General features: G+C 63.7%; 16 protein-coding genes and 1 tRNA gene. 6 read left to right on the top strand and 11 right to left on the bottom strand.

All coding sequences use genetic code 11. The annotated features are described in order from the left end of the window. Nucleotides 1-197: 197 nt before the first annotated feature. The gene (locus tag GJ654_RS03750) at nucleotides 198-1,301 is read right to left on the bottom strand and encodes a 2'-deoxycytidine 5'-triphosphate deaminase (protein WP_264586101.1); all 1,104 of its coding nucleotides are present in this window, start codon (nucleotides 1,299-1,301) and stop codon (nucleotides 198-200) included. Between the two features lie 205 nt (nucleotides 1,302-1,506). Here GJ654_RS03750 and groES point away from each other — a divergent pair, with 205 nt between their 5' ends. From groES to GJ654_RS03735, 3 genes are all read left to right on the top strand, one after another. Next, a complete protein-coding gene (groES, locus tag GJ654_RS03745) occupies nucleotides 1,507-1,794 on the top strand; it encodes a co-chaperone GroES (protein ID WP_155444761.1) in 288 nt (95 codons plus the stop codon). A gap of 88 nt (nucleotides 1,795-1,882) precedes the next feature. Further along, nucleotides 1,883-3,520: a chaperonin GroEL gene (groL, locus tag GJ654_RS03740; RefSeq protein WP_155444760.1), complete on the top strand. Its 1,638-nt coding sequence runs from the start codon at nucleotides 1,883-1,885 to the stop codon at nucleotides 3,518-3,520. Between the two features lie 251 nt (nucleotides 3,521-3,771). Then, nucleotides 3,772-4,149 (top strand): integration host factor subunit alpha, encoded by a 378-nt coding sequence (locus GJ654_RS03735; RefSeq protein WP_155444759.1) that lies wholly within the window; start codon nucleotides 3,772-3,774, stop codon nucleotides 4,147-4,149. 9 nt (nucleotides 4,150-4,158) lie between these two features. On the opposite strand, the gene GJ654_RS03730 is transcribed toward GJ654_RS03735, so the two are convergent. The 7 genes from GJ654_RS03730 to GJ654_RS03700 all read right to left on the bottom strand — a co-directional run bounded on the left by GJ654_RS03730 (nucleotide 4,159) and on the right by GJ654_RS03700 (nucleotide 11,136). Then, the gene (locus GJ654_RS03730) at nucleotides 4,159-5,304 is read right to left on the bottom strand and encodes a glycosyltransferase family 4 protein (RefSeq protein ID WP_155444758.1); all 1,146 of its coding nucleotides are present in this window, start codon (nucleotides 5,302-5,304) and stop codon (nucleotides 4,159-4,161) included. Then, on the bottom strand, nucleotides 5,252-6,490 hold the full coding sequence (locus tag GJ654_RS03725; RefSeq protein WP_155444757.1) for a L,D-transpeptidase family protein: 1,239 nt from the start codon (nucleotides 6,488-6,490) through the stop codon (nucleotides 5,252-5,254). Before GJ654_RS03725 ends, GJ654_RS03730 begins: the two co-directional genes overlap by 53 nt. A 155-nt stretch (nucleotides 6,491-6,645) precedes the next feature. Then, nucleotides 6,646-7,602: an acetyl-CoA carboxylase carboxyltransferase subunit alpha gene (locus GJ654_RS03720; protein WP_155444756.1), complete on the bottom strand. Its 957-nt coding sequence runs from the start codon at nucleotides 7,600-7,602 to the stop codon at nucleotides 6,646-6,648. A gap of 84 nt (nucleotides 7,603-7,686) precedes the next feature. Beyond that, nucleotides 7,687-8,049 (bottom strand): type II toxin-antitoxin system PemK/MazF family toxin, encoded by a 363-nt coding sequence (locus tag GJ654_RS03715; RefSeq protein WP_155444755.1) that lies wholly within the window; start codon nucleotides 8,047-8,049, stop codon nucleotides 7,687-7,689. Beyond that, the gene (locus tag GJ654_RS03710) at nucleotides 8,036-8,251 is read right to left on the bottom strand and encodes an AbrB/MazE/SpoVT family DNA-binding domain-containing protein (protein ID WP_155444754.1); all 216 of its coding nucleotides are present in this window, start codon (nucleotides 8,249-8,251) and stop codon (nucleotides 8,036-8,038) included. Before GJ654_RS03710 ends, GJ654_RS03715 begins: the two co-directional genes overlap by 14 nt. A 52-nt stretch (nucleotides 8,252-8,303) precedes the next feature. Continuing rightward, nucleotides 8,304-9,890 (bottom strand): phosphoglycerate dehydrogenase, encoded by a 1,587-nt coding sequence (serA, locus tag GJ654_RS03705; RefSeq protein ID WP_155444753.1) that lies wholly within the window; start codon nucleotides 9,888-9,890, stop codon nucleotides 8,304-8,306. Nucleotides 9,891-9,978: 88 nt separating this feature from the next. Next, nucleotides 9,979-11,136 carry a phosphoserine transaminase gene (locus GJ654_RS03700; RefSeq protein WP_155444752.1) on the bottom strand — a complete coding sequence of 386 codons (1,158 nt, stop codon included), beginning with the start codon at nucleotides 11,134-11,136 and terminating at the stop codon, nucleotides 9,979-9,981. A 206-nt stretch (nucleotides 11,137-11,342) separates the two neighbouring features. On the opposite strand from GJ654_RS03700, the gene GJ654_RS03695 reads away from it, so the two are divergent. Further along, entirely contained in the window at nucleotides 11,343-12,017 is a 675-nt protein-coding gene (locus tag GJ654_RS03695; RefSeq protein ID WP_155444751.1) for a hypothetical protein, read from the top strand. Nucleotides 12,018-12,202: 185 nt separating this feature from the next. Here the strand turns inward: GJ654_RS03695 and GJ654_RS03690 are convergent. The 3 genes from GJ654_RS03690 to GJ654_RS03680 all read right to left on the bottom strand — a co-directional run bounded on the left by GJ654_RS03690 (nucleotide 12,203) and on the right by GJ654_RS03680 (nucleotide 13,642). Next, nucleotides 12,203-12,289, bottom strand: a tRNA-Leu gene (locus GJ654_RS03690). Nucleotides 12,290-12,358: 69 nt separating this feature from the next. Then, on the bottom strand, nucleotides 12,359-12,778 hold the full coding sequence (locus GJ654_RS03685; protein WP_155444750.1) for a hypothetical protein: 420 nt from the start codon (nucleotides 12,776-12,778) through the stop codon (nucleotides 12,359-12,361). Nucleotides 12,779-12,874: 96 nt separating this feature from the next. Beyond that, nucleotides 12,875-13,642, bottom strand: coding sequence for an alpha/beta hydrolase (locus GJ654_RS03680; RefSeq protein ID WP_155444749.1), 768 nt, complete (start codon nucleotides 13,640-13,642; stop codon nucleotides 12,875-12,877). Between the two features lie 62 nt (nucleotides 13,643-13,704). Here GJ654_RS03680 and GJ654_RS03675 point away from each other — a divergent pair, with 62 nt between their 5' ends. Beyond that, entirely contained in the window at nucleotides 13,705-14,865 is a 1,161-nt protein-coding gene (locus tag GJ654_RS03675; protein WP_155444748.1) for a glycosyl transferase, read from the top strand. Nucleotides 14,866-15,069: 204 nt separating this feature from the next. Beyond that, a complete protein-coding gene (gene infC, locus GJ654_RS03670) occupies nucleotides 15,070-15,597 on the top strand; it encodes a translation initiation factor IF-3 (protein ID WP_155444747.1) in 528 nt (175 codons plus the stop codon). Nucleotides 15,598-15,618 lie beyond the last annotated feature (21 nt).

The following is a 15,618-nucleotide window of genomic DNA, read 5'->3' as shown; positions in this document are numbered from 1 at the left end:
TGTGTAACTATAAGCGATCAATCCATTGTGGAATAACTAAAATTCGTCGCAGTTGAAACGCTATGAGTAGCCATGAATTGCTTGGAATAAAACTTGGGAAGCTGTCGTTCTACCACTGAACTACGCCCGCTCACGCCAATCACCCTGCAGGGGCGATTGGCTGACTTCTCGATTTGTAACCCGCCGCGCTCCCGCCTTCAACCGGCGCTGCGAAAATGTTTGGAGAGTTTCAGCCCCTGCGCCTGATAATTCGACCCCAACCCTGAGCCATAGAGGTCGCGCGGCGTCTCCGCCATTTTCTCATAGACCAGCCAGCCCACCGCCTGCCCGTCCTCCAGGATGAACGGCACGTCATGCGAGCGCACCTCCAGCACCGCGCGGGCGCCGGCGCCGCCGGCCTCCTCCGCGCCAAAGCCGGGGTCAAAAAAGCCGGCGTAATGGACGCGGAACTCGCCGACGAGCGGATCGAAGGGCGTCATTTCCGCCGCATGGTCCGGGGGCACGCGCACCGCCTCCTTGGACGCCAAAATGTAGAATTCGCCCGGGTCCAAAACCAGTTCGCCGCCCCCGCGCGAAAATATCGGCTCCCAGAAATCGGCGGCGTCGCAGGAGGCCGGCTTGTCCACGTCGATCAGGCCGGTGTGGCGCTTGGCGCGATAGCCGATCAGGCCGCCCTCGAAGCCGGAAAGATCGATGGAGACGGGAATGCCGCCGTCAAAAACCGGGTTGGTGTTGGACACCAGTTTTTCGCGGGCGTGCAGCGCGGCGTGGCCGGCGCCGTCGAGTTTGGTGTTGCCGCGCCGGAAACGGATTTGCGACAGGCGCGAACCCTCGCGCGCCAGGATCGGAAACGTGCGCGGCGAAATCTCCGCGAACAGTGGCCCGTGATAGCCGGCTTCAATGGTGTCGAAGGCGCGGGCGCGGTCGGCGATCACCCGCGTAAAAACGTCGATGCGGCCGGTCGAGCTCTTTGGATTGGCGGCTGCCGAAATATCTTTCGGCAGCGCAAGGCTTTCCGAAAGTTCCGCCAGATAGACGCAATTCGTTTCCAGCACGGCGCCGGCGCTCAGGTCGATTTCGTGCAGGGCGTGGCGCTTGATGGCCTCGTCGAGGCTTCGCCCGCCGGGCAGGAACGAGGCGCGCATGCGAAACGCGCGGCGACCCAACCGCAGGTCGAGGCTCGCCGGCTGAATCTGGCCGGGCGCCAACGGTTTCGACAGGATCGCGCCATTTTGCGCCAGCGCCGCAATCTGGTGGGCCGCGAAAATGCCCTGTTTGTCCTCTTTCGGCTCGGCGGCCACGGTTTGCTCCCTCGCTTTGATTAACTCATGCGAGAAAAGCTCCAGCGTGTCAAAAAAAGCGCCGCGCCTCAGCCTTGACTCGCCAAGGGCCGGTCCCTATCTACCCCACAGCTTGTTAGCACTCGTCTGGAATGAGTGATAACAAGCTTTCCCATTCACCCCGGCCGCGAGCCGGCGGATCGCAACCAAAGATAAGGACATAAACATGGCCTTCCGTCCCCTCCACGACCGCGTCGTCGTCAAGCGCCTCGAAGGCGAAGAAAAGACCAAAGGCGGCATCATCATCCCCGATACCGCCAAGGAAAAGCCGCAGGAAGGCGAAGTGGTCGCCGTCGGCCCCGGCGCGCGTGACGAATCCGGCAAGCTTGCCCCCCTCGACGTCAAGGCGGGCGACCGCGTGCTGTTCGGCAAGTGGTCGGGCACCGAAGTCAAGATCGACGGTCAGGACCTCCTGATCATGAAGGAATCCGACATCCTCGGCGTGGTCGGCTGAAATCGCTCTTGATTTCAGCCCGGCTGAAATCGCTTACGATTTGAGCCCGGCTCATCCGTCCCCTTAAGAATTCCTATCGGAGCTAAACATGGCTGCTAAAGAAGTCCGCTTCTCCACCGACGCCCGCGACCGCTTGCTGCGCGGCGTCGATATCCTCGCCAATGCGGTGAAGGTCACGCTCGGCCCGAAGGGCCGTAACGTCGTCATCGAAAAGTCCTTCGGCGCCCCGCGCATCACCAAGGATGGCGTGACCGTCGCCAAGGAAATCGAACTGTCCGACAAGTTCGAGAACCTCGGCGCCCAGATGGTCCGCGAAGTCGCCTCCAAGCAGAACGACATCGCCGGCGACGGCACCACCACCGCCACCGTCCTCGCGGCGGCCATCGTCAAGGAAGGCGCCAAGGCTGTTGCCGCCGGCCTCAACCCGATGGATCTGAAGCGCGGCGTTGACCTTGCGGTCGAGGCGATTGTCGCCGACCTCAAGAAGAACTCCAAGAAGGTCACCTCCAACGACGAAATCGCCCAGGTCGGCACCATTTCCGCCAACGGCGACACGTTTATCGGCCAGGAAATCGCCAAGGCGATGCAGAAGGTCGGCAACGAGGGCGTGATCACGGTAGAAGAGGCCAAGAGCCTGGAGACCGAGACCGATATCGTCGAGGGCATGCAGTTCGACCGTGGCTATCTCTCCCCCTATTTCGTGACCAACGCCGAAAAGATGGTCGCGGAACTGGAAGACCCTTACATCCTCATCCACGAGAAGAAGCTCTCCACCCTGCAGCCGCTGCTGCCGGTGCTCGAAGCCGTCGTGCAGACCGGCAAGCCGCTGCTCATCGTCGCCGAAGACGTCGAGGGTGAAGCCCTTGCGACTCTCGTCGTCAACAAGCTGCGTGGCGGCCTGAAGATCGCCGCTGTCAAGGCTCCGGGTTTCGGCGACCGCCGCAAGGCCATGCTGGAAGACATCGCCATCCTGACCGCCGGCACGGTGATCTCGGAAGACGTCGGCATCAAGCTCGAGAACGTCACCCTCGCCCTGCTCGGCCGCGCCAAGAAGGTGCGTCTCGACAAGGAGAACACCACGATCGTCGACGGCCACGGCGAGAAGAAGGACATCGAGGGCCGCATCGCCCAGATCAAGGCGCAGATCGAGGAGACCACCTCGGACTACGACCGTGAGAAGCTCCAGGAGCGACTGGCCAAGCTCGCGGGCGGTGTCGCCATCATCCGCGTCGGCGGCGCGACCGAGGTCGAGGTGAAGGAAAAGAAGGACCGCGTGGAAGACGCGCTGAACGCCACCCGCGCTGCGGTGGAAGAAGGCGTGCTGCCGGGCGGCGGCGTGGCGCTGCTGCGCGCCATCAAGGCGCTGGACGCCGTGAAGGTCGCCAATTCCGACCAGAAGACCGGAGTGGACATCGTCCGCAAGGCCATCCAGGCTCCGGCCCGCCAGATCGTCGACAATGCCGGCGCGGACGGCGCGGTGGTCGTCGGCAAGCTGCTCGAGTCCAATGAATACGCCTTCGGCTATGACGCACAGACCGGCGAATATGCCGATCTGGTCAAGCACGGCATCATCGACCCGACCAAGGTTGTGCGCACCGCGATCCAGGACGCCGCTTCGATCGCCGGCCTGCTGATCACCACCGAGGCCACGATCGTCGAGGCCCCGAAGAAGGACGCCGGTCCGGCCATGCCTCCGGGCGGCGGCATGGGCGGCATGGATTTCTGATCCATCGTTCACATCTTTACGATCGGAAGGCCGCCCCTCCGGGCGGCCTTTTTTCTTTGGACACTTGAAATCTCTGTTCTTTGCGGACAATCTTATGCTTTAGCAGAGGGTGAGCTTGACATTGGTCATATAACACACATGACCAACGCCACTTTCGCGCGGGGCGTGAGCGGAATAACGAACAGAATTGTTAGGCGCTTCGCAAACGACAACCGGAAGGGACGCCGTCACCGTCCAGGCCGGAGGGGAATATGGATCAGCAATATCATTCCAAGAAACTCGCTGGCTCTCTGGACTCCGTCGGCGCAGCGCCGGCGCAGGAGCCCAGAACCATCACGCGCGTCGAACTGCTCGACGCCGTCTACAACGCCTGTCCGACGCTGTCTCGCGCGGAGGCTCGCCAGCTTTTCGAAATGACGCTCGAGGAAATCGTCGGCGCCCTGGTGCAAAACGATCCGGTCAAGATTCGCGCCTTCGGCGCGTTCACCCTTCGCTCCAAGCGCGAGCGCGTCGGACGCAACCCGCGCACCGGCGTTGAGGCCAAGATTACGGCGCGTCGCGTGCTCACCTTCAAGCCCTCGCCGACGCTGATCGCCAGGATCAATGGCGACGCGCTCGTCGAGGAATGAACGCGTTCGTCACACGCGGGACAGGCTGACGCCCAGGATTTTTTCGTAAAAGGCCTGGATGCTGGCGGCTTCGCGCGCGATGTCGTGCTGCGCCAGGGCCTTTTCGCGGCCCAGCGCTCCCATTTGGGACGCACGCTCGGGATCGGCGAGCAGGGGCTCGAGAGCTGCGGACAGGGCGTCGACGTCGCCGGGCGGAATTAAAAAACCCGTTTCGCCCTCGGCCACCAGCTGCGCCGCCGCGCCCGTGCGGGTGGCGACCACGGCGGTTCCGCAGGCCATGGCTTCCAGCGGGGTCAAGCCAAAGCCTTCCCAGCGCATCGGCGCGACGTAAACCGAGACGAGCGCGAACCAGAACGGCATTTTTTCGCGGGGCTGCTCGCCGAGAAACAGGATGCGCTGCTCCAGTCCGGCCTGCGCGATCTTTTCCTTCAGGCCTGCGACGAAATCGGCATTGTCGGGAGTGACGAGGCCCGTGAGCAGCAGCGTCGCATCGGGATATTTTGGCAGCAGGCGCAGGGCGGCATCGATCAGGACGTCGGTGCCTTTTTGCGCGCGAATGCGGCCGAAGGCGCCGACGCCGAATTTTCCGGGCAGGCCGGATTGGCCCCATTCCGCGGTGCGGTCGGCGAGCGGCTGAAACCGGCGCACATCCACGCCGTGATGGATCACCACGCAGGGAACTTCGAGATAAGACGCCGAAGCTTCGGACGTCGCGATCACCCCGTCGATCCGCCGCAGCATCCAGCGCGTGAACCGGCTCTGCCGACGCTGCCCCGCCCAGGTGAAGACGATCTTCCAGGGCTGGCGCAGCACATGCTTCAGCAGCAGGCCGACGATCATCTCGTTGTTGCGGCGCGCGTGAAAAATGCGGTGGCTTCCACGCGGAGGCCGCGACCAGCCGTACAAAAACATCTGGCGGAACGGAATTTGCGGCGTTTCCGCGGGCAGATGCGCGCCGACGCACGCCACCCGGCCCTGGCGCGCGGCGTAGGGCGCAAGCGCCAGAATCGTCGAGGTCACGCCGGAATAGCGCCAGTGCAGATTGGGCGTGACCGCCAGCAGTTGACGCAGATCGGACGTGTCCGCCAGCGGCGACAAGGGGTCAGCGGTCGTCAGGGCGAGGCTCGACGCGGGCGATTTTCTTCGTTTCGACATGCGGCTTGGCGGGCGCGGTTGCGACCGGTTTCGCCGGAGGTTTGGGCGCTGCCGCGATCTTGGCGGCGGGGGGCTGCGCCTTGGCCTGCGCAACGACGGGCTGGCTCTGGGCCGGTTGGGCCTGCGGCTGGTCTTGCGCCATCTTCGTCGCGACGGCGGACGGAGCGGTTCGGGTCTTCGCCCCCTGGCCGCCATCGAGCGCCACTTCCACCGGCGGCGTCAGGGCGTCGGCGCGGCCGACTTCGTGCTCGGTGATATTGGCGAAGACCGGATGCTGCGCGCCGTCCTTGTAGACCAGGCGCACCGGCCGTTCGCCCTGTTTCACCAGCGCCGCGACTTGCGCCTCGTCGTTGCGTTCGCGCTGCGCCACCTGCGCCTCGACCTCAGGCTCGGTCGCCGCCAACGCGGGGCAGGGGGCCGCGGGGTCGAGCGGCTGGCCGGCGGTGGATTTGACGCCATACACATAATGGCCGCCGCAGACGCCGACGCTCACTTCGCGATGCGTGGCCTCGAAATGATCCACACCCTTCTTGAGCTCCTTCCAGAAGGGCATGTTGGGGTCGAGCCGGAATTTGGCAAGATTGGTCGGGTTCAGATGGAAGGGCAGAGCCTGCATCTGGATGGCGCGCTGTCCGCCGGCAAAACTTTCGCGCGCCATGGCGTAGATTTCGGCGATCTGCCGGTCGGTCATTGAGAAACAGCCGGCCGACGAGCAGACGCCGTGGACCATGACCGCGCCGCCGGTTGCGCCATGGGCGCGGTCGTAGGCGTTGGGGTAGCCGACATTGAACGACAGGTAATAGGCCGAATTCGGGTTCATCTGCGCCGGGGTGATCGTGTAGAAACCCTCGGGCGACTGCCGGTCGCCTTCGCGGCGCTTCGGGCCAAGCTGGCCCGACCAGCGGCAGATCGGAAACGTTTTTAAATGGACGTAGCTGCCGTCCGGACGCATCTTCCAGACTTCGAGCTCGGATTCTTTCTTGTACGCGCGGATCAGCATGGGCGAATGGGGGTTAACCCCCTTTTCCGCCATCAAGGCCACGGTTTCGCTGGAGAGCGCCTGCATGGAGCGGTCCGTGCCGACGGTGTTGCAGCCCGAGAGGGCGCCGAGCAGTCCGACGCCGAGCAAAGCCGACGTGTGCGAAAAGACGCCGTCGGGCCGACGGAAAAATCTTTTATCGCTCATGTTCCGATCCATCCTCGCGCGCGACGCCTGTGCGTCACAGCGGGTTTACCGCCATTAAGCTTACACCATCCTTACCATGACGGCGCGCAATTCGACGCCATGGTTAAAAACGCCTTAAGCCAAACAAAAAGGGTAAAGGCGCTTTGCGGCGGGAATCAGACCTTGTTGCGGCCCATCCCCAGGAACTTCTCCTGACGGAAGGCGCGCACGGCCTCGGGCGAAAATTCGGCGAAACGCGCGAGGGCGCTGGCGACGGCGTCGCCGACCGATTTGATCGTCGCCTCGGGATCGCGGTGCGCGCCGCCGACCGGTTCGGCGACGATGCCGTCGATGATGCCGAATTTCATAAGGTCCTGCGCGGTGATCTTCATGCTGGTCGCCGCGTCCTGGGCGCGGCTCGAATCGCGCCACAAGATGGAGGCCGAGGCTTCCGGCGACGCCACCGTATAAATCGAATGCTCCAGCATCAGGACGACGTTGCACGCGGCGATGCCAAGCGCGCCGCCCGACCCGCCTTCGCCGATCACGGTGGCGACATTGGGCGTGCCCTGCACCAGCGCGGCTTCGGTGGCGCGGGCGATGGCTTCGGCCTGGCCGCGCTCTTCCGCCTCAATGCCGGGGAAGGCGCCGGCGGTGTCGACGAAGGAGATGACGGGAAGGCCGAAGCGGTCGGCCAGCTCCATGACGCGCACGGCCTTGCGATAACCCTCGGGCTTGACCATGCCGAAATTGTGCTTGAGCCGCGACGCCGTATCAAAACCCTTTTCCTGGCCGATCACCGCGACCGACTGGCCGCGGAATCGTCCGAGGCCACACAAAATAGCTTCGTCCTCGGCGAATTTGCGGTCGCCGGCGAGCGGCGTGAAATCCTCGATCAGCCCGGCGATGTAATCGACGCAATGCGGGCGCTGTGGGTGCCGCGCGACCTGCGTCTTCTGCCAGGGGGTCAGCGCCGCGTAGAGGTCGGCCAGCGCCTTGGCCGCCTTGGCCTCGAGCTTGGCGAGCTCCTCGCCGATGTTCGGCGAGTCCTTCTTCTCCGACAGGGCGCGCAGGTCTTCGACGCGCGCTTCGAGTTCGGCGACGGGTTTTTCAAAATCGAGGTAGGAAGCCATATTGCCTTTAGCCTTGCGGAAGACCGGTAACGCTGGCGTCGCCGCCGGAAAGCGCGCGGAACCTGTCGATTTCCGCGCGGGAAGTCAAGTGAGAGGCTCTGGCTTTGCGTCGCCGATGAGGCGGCGCAGCGCGGCCATCACCGCCTCCGCGACAGCGGGGGGCGCTTTGCCCAATCGTTCCGCATGGCGCGAGTCGATTGTGGCGATCTTGCAGGGCCTGACCACCGAAGGCGCGGGCAGGCCAGAAGAGGCGAACGTCTCGCCGAAGGCGATATCTCCGGCCCAGCGGCGGTTTTCCGCGCTGGTGATCATGGCGACCCACAAAAGCGCGCCGCCTTCGCCGATGGCCCCGTCCGATACGACCAGCGCAGGCCGAAACTGCCGCGTCGCGCGGTCCGTGTAAGGAAAGGGCACGCGGACGACATCGCCCTGCTCAAAGCTTGGCATAGGCTTTCCGGTCCGCGTCGCCGTCCCACTCGTGAAAGGCGCCGAACGGGTCTTCGGCGGTTTCCACGCGCGCCTTGGTCAGGATGACGCGACCGTCCTCGATCGCATAAGCGAGTTCGTCGCCTTCTCGCAAGCCGAGCGCGTTGCGCACGGCCTGGGGAATGGTGGTTTGCGCCTTGGCGGTGAGCTTGCTGGTGATCATGGCCCCTCCTCCGTCAAATGTAAGGAATTTCCTTACCACCAGCAAGGCGGCTTCAGAATTTTAGCGCACGCGTCTGCTTCACGCCGGGCAGGGCGGAAATGCCGGCGAACACTTTTTCCGGCACGTCGCCATCCACCGCGACCAGCGCGATGGCCGATCCGCCCTCGGCGTCGCGGCCGAGCGCGAAGGTGGCGATGTTGACGCCGGCGTCGCCCAACAGGCTGGCGAAGCGGCCGATGAAGCCTGGCTTGTCGGCGTTGGAAACATAGATCATCGACGGAGCGAATTCGGCCTCCGCGCGAATGCCGGCGATTTCGACCACGCGCGGCTTGCCGTCGTTGAACACGGCGCCGGACAGGGTGACGCCGCCGTTTTCGCTCTCGACCTTGATGCTGACGAGCGAATCATAATCGCCCTCGGCGGCGCGCACGGTTTCGTCGATGACGATGCCGCGTTCGCGCGCAACGGCCGGGGCCGAAACCACGTTCACGTCCGACAGCATCGGGCGCAGGAAGCCGGCGAGCGCCGAAGCGGTCAGCGCCTTGGTTTTCAAATCGCCGACATGCCCCTCATAGGTGATGGTCAGCTTTTTCACGCCCGTGTCGGTCAGTTGGCCGGCGAACGAGCCGAGCTTTTCGGCCAGCGCGATGAACGGCTTCAGCTTGGGCGCCTCTTCCGCCGTGATCGACGGGAAGTTGATCGCGTTGCTGATGGCGCCGCGCGTCAAATAATCCGCCATCTGCTCCGCCACCTGCAAGGCGACGTTTTCCTGCGCCTCGTTGGTGGAGGCGCCCAGATGCGGCGTACAAATCATGTTGGGATGGCCGAACAGCACGTTGGTCGTCGCCGGCTCCTCGACGAACACGTCAAAGGCCGCGCCAGCGACATGGCCGCTGTCGAGCGCGGCGCGCAGCGCCGCCTCGTCGACCAGTCCGCCGCGCGCGCAATTGATGATGCGCACGCCCTTCTTGGTCTTGGCGAGGTTTTCGGCGGACAAAATGTTTTTCGTCTGCGGCGTCATCGGCGTGTGCAGCGTGATGACGTCGGCGCGCGAAAGGAGCTCAGGGAGTTCGACTTTTTCGACGCCGATGTTTTTCGCCCGCTCCGCCGACAGGAAGGGATCGAAGGCGATCACCCGCATTTTCAGGCCGAGCGCGCGGTCGGCGACGATCGCGCCGATATTGCCGCAGCCAATCACGCCTAGCACCTTGCCGGTGATCTCGACGCCCATGAAGCGGTTCTTCTCCCACTTGCCGGCCTGGGTCGAGGCGTCGGCGGCGGGGATTTCGCGGGCGAGCGCCAGCATCAGCGAAATGGCGTGCTCGGCGGTGGTGATGGAATTGCCGAACGGCGTGTTCATCACGATGATGCCGCGCGCGGTGGCGGCGGGAATGTCGACATTGTCGACGCCGATGCCGGCGCGGCCGATCACCTTCAGGTTCTTGGCGTTCGCCAGAATGGCGGGCGTGACCTTTGTCGCCGAGCGGATCGCCAGGCCGTCATAATCGCCGATGATCGCGGCGAGCTTTTCCTTGTCCTTGCCGAGCGCCGGCTGGAAATCGACCTCGACGCCGCGCTCCTTGAAAATGGCAAGCGCGGCGGGAGAGAGGGCGTCAGAAATCAGAACGCGAGGGGCCATGGGTTATGTCCTCATTGGGTTCATGCCAAAAAGCCCCGCTCTGGGGGAATAGTCCAAAGCGGGGCTTTTGATTGTCCTTGAAAAATCCTCAGGCCAGTTCGGCTTTGGCGGTCACAAAAGCCCAGTCGAGCCATTGCGTGAGCACGGCGACGTCGGCCGCTTCGACCGTCGCGCCGCACCAGATGCGCAGGCCGGGAGGAGCGTCGCGATAGGCGCCGATGTCGTAGGCCGCCTTTTCCTTCTCCAGCAGCGAGGCCAGCTTTTTGGCGAAGGCCGCCTGGGCGTCGGCGGGAAGGGCGGCGATCGCCGGGTCTTTCACCTTCAGGCACACGGAGGTGTTGGAGGCGATCGCCGCATCCTTGGCGAGGAAGGCCGCCCAGTCGCTTTTCGCCACCCAGTCGGCGAGGACTTTGGTGCTGGCGTCGGCGCGGGCGACGAGGCCGTCGAGGCCGCCCAGGCTTTTCGCCCAGTTCAGCGCGTCGATATAGTCCTCGACGCAGAGCATCGACGGCGTGTTGATGGTTTCGCCCTCGAAAATGCCTTCGATCAGCTTGCCGCCCTTGGTCATGCGGAAGATTTTGGGCATCGGCCAGGCGGGCGTGTAGGATTCGAGGCGCTCGACCGCGCGGGGCGACAGGATGAGCACGCCGTGGCCGCCTTCGCCGCCCAGCGCCTTCTGCCAGGAGAAGGTGACGACATCCAGCTTCGGCCAGTCGAGGCGCTGCGCGAAGGCGGCGGAGGTCGAATCGGCGATGGTCAGGCCTTTGCGGTCGGCCGGAATCCAGTCGCCGCTGGGCACGCGCACGCCGGAGGTCGTGCCGTTCCAGGTGAAGATCACGTCATTGTCGAAATTCACCGAGGCGAGGTCGGGGAGTTCGCCATAGGGGGCTTTTAGGACGCGCGTGTCCTTCAGTTTCAACTGCTTGACGATGTCGGTGACCCAACCTTCGCCAAAGCTTTCCCAGGCGAGCGCGTCCATGGGGCGCGGGCCGAGCAGCGACCACATGGCCATTTCGACCGCGCCGGTGTCGGAGGCGGGCACGATGCCGATGCGATAGTCGGCGGGAACCTGCAAAACTTCGCGGGTGAGGTCGATGGCGAGCTTCAGTTTCGCCTTGCCGACCTTGGCGCGGTGGGAGCGGCCGAGCGGCGCATCCTTGAGCGCCTCGAACGACCATCCCGGGCGCTTCGCGCACGGACCGGAAGAAAAGTTGGGGTTTTTCGGCAGAGCGGCGGGTTTTGACATGAGCCATCCTCACAGATGGGCGCCTCGCGTTGGGGCGAGATGTCCCGCCGCCGCGATTACGCTTGTGTCATGAGGGGGTCAAGCGAGACCAAAGGACGCAGCTTTCCGCCCGCGCCCAGGGTGACCCGACATCACTGACTTTTCGTCCCTTCACGACTCAGTAGTGACCGCGTAGCCTTAAGCTATCTGGTTTTCAGGAGAGAGCCGTGGACGTTGAAAAGGGTCTTCGTGCCGAACTCATTGCGGCGCTGTCTATTGGATTCGACTGTTGGGAGCACGTTCCAGTGAGACATGTCGTCTTTACGGACCACGTTCTCGTCGCGGACGTCGTCGCCATACCTCACGACCAAGATTTCTCTGGCCTCACGTTTGCTTTTGAGGTGAAAAACCCAACTGTCAAGAAGGTCCGTGAACCACCCTATTGGACGAGGGCAATACATCAGGCCGCCGACTATGTGTACGCAACGCCAGAAGCCGGCAGCGGAATCGAGCAGTTGGCCGGCCGACGTATCAGCTGTGCGTTCATTTTCCCGACAAATGTTCTTGCGAATCCCGATATCCGCACATGTGGGTACGACGAGGTGTCTGACTACAATCGCATTCAAGGCGCCTTTGAAGTGGCCGTTCACTCAAAAGTTGGGAAAGCTCGTTGGGAAAAGGCTGGTCGGGTGGAAAAGGGTCGGCTTGACCTTTGGCTTGGAAATGATGTTTGGCGATCCGATGTGGGCTTTCGAACCCACGCGCCCGGCATCTTGCGAGGCAAGCGAGCTCTTGGATCAAGACAAGTTGACATCTTGGGCGAGCTTGACGGGATCGATGTTCAAGCAGTCAGAAAATCCGGAATATTGACGAACGATCCGCCATTGCCCGATGTGCTCTGATATGTTTGCGCCGTGCACCGGCGAGCCAGCCATTGAAAAATTGGCTTCGCATCAATAGCACGCGCCATTGCAGCGTGCTTGCAGGGGCGGCTAATCACCATTAGACCGCCTGTTTATGCTACAGGAAGTTCTGCAAATTTTTAACTTGGGTTTGAGCATCAACATCCATTGATAAGGAAGGATGTTGGTGCCCAGGAGAGGACTCGAACCTCCACGTCCTTGCGAACGCCAGCACCTGAAGCTGGTGCGTCTACCAATTCCGCCACCTGGGCCCGGGGCGTCTTCTATGGGGGCGGCGGGCGCCTGTCAACACCAGGTGTCACAGTTTGTTGAAGAAAATGTCAGGCCGCCCGTTTAAAGGCCGGCGCCGCCTGGGAAACTGGCGCGGTGCTCGACTTCAGGCGCAACAGAATGGCGAGCAGTTCCTGGTTGTTCCGCATGGCCTCTTCGGGCATGCGCCTGAAACGGCGCAGCGAAAGATCGAGCACTTCCGCCGCGACATAGCGGTTGGCGGCGCCGCAGACGTCAAAACCCAGCTTCAGCCCGGCGGCTTTCTGGTCGAGACTCATGGCGTCCGTGCGCGCGGCGTCGAAATCGCCCGTGACGAGCGAGGTCCAGAGCTTGAAATGAAGCTGGCTGAGTAGGTTGAAGGCCGCTGAGCGCGCAGCAACATGCTGGGCGTAGAATTCTCGAAGGCAATCGTTCACAACGGGAAGAGACCACTCAAGAATCGATTCACGCAATTGACTTTGGCCAAACATGCCATTCCTCGCAGCGCCTGAGCCGCACGCCCGGCGGCGACGCCAGACCGCGCCTCCGCCTTCGACGAGAACACCACCTTAACCTTAAGGAACACTTTATCGCGCCACAGGCGTTTGCGTCAGCGCCCCGCGCAGGAGATCGAGATCCTGCGGGCGGGAGAGCCGGTGGTCGCCGTCGCGAATCAGGGTGAGGGTCGCCGGATCGGCGGCGAGATGCTCCAGCAGTTTCAGGGCGTGGCGCCACGGCACGGCGTCGTCCCGCATCCCCTGAAGAATGCGGACAGGACACCATGTGCGCAGCTCGCCGCCCAACACCGACTGGCGGCGGCCGTCTTCGAAAAATTTTTGGGTGAAGACATTTTGGTCGTCGCGCCACACCCCGTCGCGCGCCAGCGTCGCGCGCACCGTTTCGGGGAGGCTCGGCCAGACCAGCTCTTCCGAGAAATCGGGCGCCGGGGCGATCAGGACCAGGCTGGCGAGCCGATCCGTCTCGCCCAGTTTCGCCAGCGCGCGCGCCAGCAGCAGCGCGATCCAGCCGCCCATGGACGAGCCGATCACGACTTGCGGCCCCTCGGTCAAGGCGCGAAAGATTTTTGTCGCCTGCTCCGCCCACAGGCCAATGGTCCCGTTTTCAAAGGCGCCTTCGGATTCGCCATGGCCCGAATAGTCGAAACGAAGGCAGGGGCGGTCCTGCTCGGCGGCGAAAGCATCGACGAAAGTGGCCTTGGAGCCGCGCATGTCCGAGCGGTAGCCGCCCAGCCAGAACAGGCCGGGGCCGCGCAAACCGGCGCGCGAGAGATAGGCGAGGCGCGGCTCTCCGGGCGACGTGGTGAAAAATTGCGGCGCCATATGGTTTTGGGGCATTTGGTTGCGGTCCTGCGGCCAGCTATGGTCTTGCTGATTCGTGATTTAGCCGGGGAGGCGTCATGACGCCATGGGGCGAAGAGCATATCGCCGACCATCAATGCCTGTTCGGACGCACCATCTTGCAATTGATTCCCGCGCTCGACCCCGGGCCGGACGCGTTCGCCTGCATTGAAACCGCGGCCGCGCTGGACGAGGTGGGGGCGCGCGCCCTGGTCGCCGGGGGCGAGGGGCCGCTGGTCAGCGAATTGCAGGCGCGCGGCGGCGTGTTCCTACCGTTCGATCTCGCCGCGCGCAATCCGCTCACCGCCTCGATGAACCGCAGCCGTTTGGCGATTCTGGCGGAGCGGGAAGGGGTTGAACTGATCCATTTGCGCGGGGAGGCCGGTTTTGCCGCGGCGCTGCATGCGGCGCATCGCCTGCGCATTCCTCTGGTCGCCGAGGATTTTGGTTCGGCCGCCTTGGACGCCGACACGATCATCGTCCACAGCCGGCAGGCTTTGGAGGCCGCCGAGGCCGAATGGCCGCATCTCGCCCAACGATTCGTCCGGGGCCTGCGCGGCGTCGACCTGCGCGCCGGCCTGTCGCAGCCCATCGATCCCGCGCGGGTGAAGAAACTGCGCGACGGTTGGGGGGTGCGCCCCCACGAACGCCTGGTCGTCGGGCTCGACCTGCCGCCGGATCGCCAGAAATTTTTCTTGCTGGCGGCGGCGCAACTGGCGAAGCGCAATTTTTTCGAAAACGAGGCGCAGGAGGTCCGTTTCGTCTGGCGCGACGCGGAAGGCGCCGATCTGACCTCAGGTCCGTTCGAGGCCGAGGCCCGGCAACTCGGGCTCGACCGTCACGTGCTGCGCGTGGCCGGCGGCGATCCCGCCGCCGCCTGCCTCGCCAGCGCCCTTGTGGCGACGCCGGCCGCCGACGCGCGCCTGAGCGTCGAGGCCCAGGCGCTGGGCGCCCCCACGGCGGTGTTGCAGAGCGCGGCGGACCAATATGTCGAGACCGTTCTGGCTCCGCCGCAAGTCGATTCGGCCAAGCGCACGGGTTGGATCGTCGCCCCGGATCAGCCCTCCGCCTTCGCCCGCGCCGCGGAGGAGGCGCTGCGGCTCGGCGCGTCGGCGCGCGAAAAGCTTGCCTTGCGCGGGGCCGAGCATGCGCGCGCCTTTTCCGCCGAGCGCATGAGCGCGCTGACGCTTTCGACCTACGCGCGCCACTTTCGCGTGTAACAATTTAATCATGATCCAGGTCAAAATCGCTTCAGCTCCAGCAAAAGCGCGTTGACTTTGACAGGAATCGCCACAATGTAACTCGGTTCAGTCCTCGCGATTTCGGTCGCGGGGGGTTTCGCCGTAGCTGGCGATCCCGCCGCGCGGCCGGTCCATGCCGGGGCTGACCCGTCAATTCAAGGAGAACACGCCATTCGCCGTCCTATGAAAGCCCCCCCGGTTCCGCAAAAGGAGGGACCCCGCACCAACCGGGAAATTCGAGTTCGCGAAGTCCAGCTGATCGATTCGGAGGGCCAGAACCGTGGCGTCCTCGAAACGCTCGCGGCTCTGCAACTCGCCGAGGAAGAGGGCCTCGATCTCGTCGAGATCGTCCCCAACGCCAACCCTCCGGTGTGCAAGATCCTCGATTACGGCAAATATCGTTTCAACGAGCAGAAGAAGGCCGCTGAAGCCCGCAAGAAGCAAAAAGTGGTCGAAATCAAGGAAATCAAGCTGCGTCCCGGCATTGACGACCATGATTACGAAACCAAGATGAAGGCCGTGAAACGCTTCTTCGAGGAAGGCGACAAGGTCAAGTTCGTGCTGCGCTTCCGCGGTCGCGAAATGGCCCACCAGGACCTCGGCTTCAAGGTGCTGGAGCGCGTGAAGGCCGAGACCCTCGGCATCGCCAAGATCGAACTGGAGCCCTCGCTCGATGGCCGCCAGATGATCATGGTGCTCGCGCCCAAATAACTTCGGCGCCGCGCATAAAAT

It is taken from the genome of Rhodoblastus acidophilus (assembly GCF_009720655.1).
Classification (GTDB): domain Bacteria; phylum Pseudomonadota; class Alphaproteobacteria; order Rhizobiales; family Beijerinckiaceae; genus Rhodoblastus; species Rhodoblastus acidophilus_A.
Note: the sequence above shows the minus strand (reverse complement) of the source record. Positions and strands in the feature narration are given on the sequence as shown.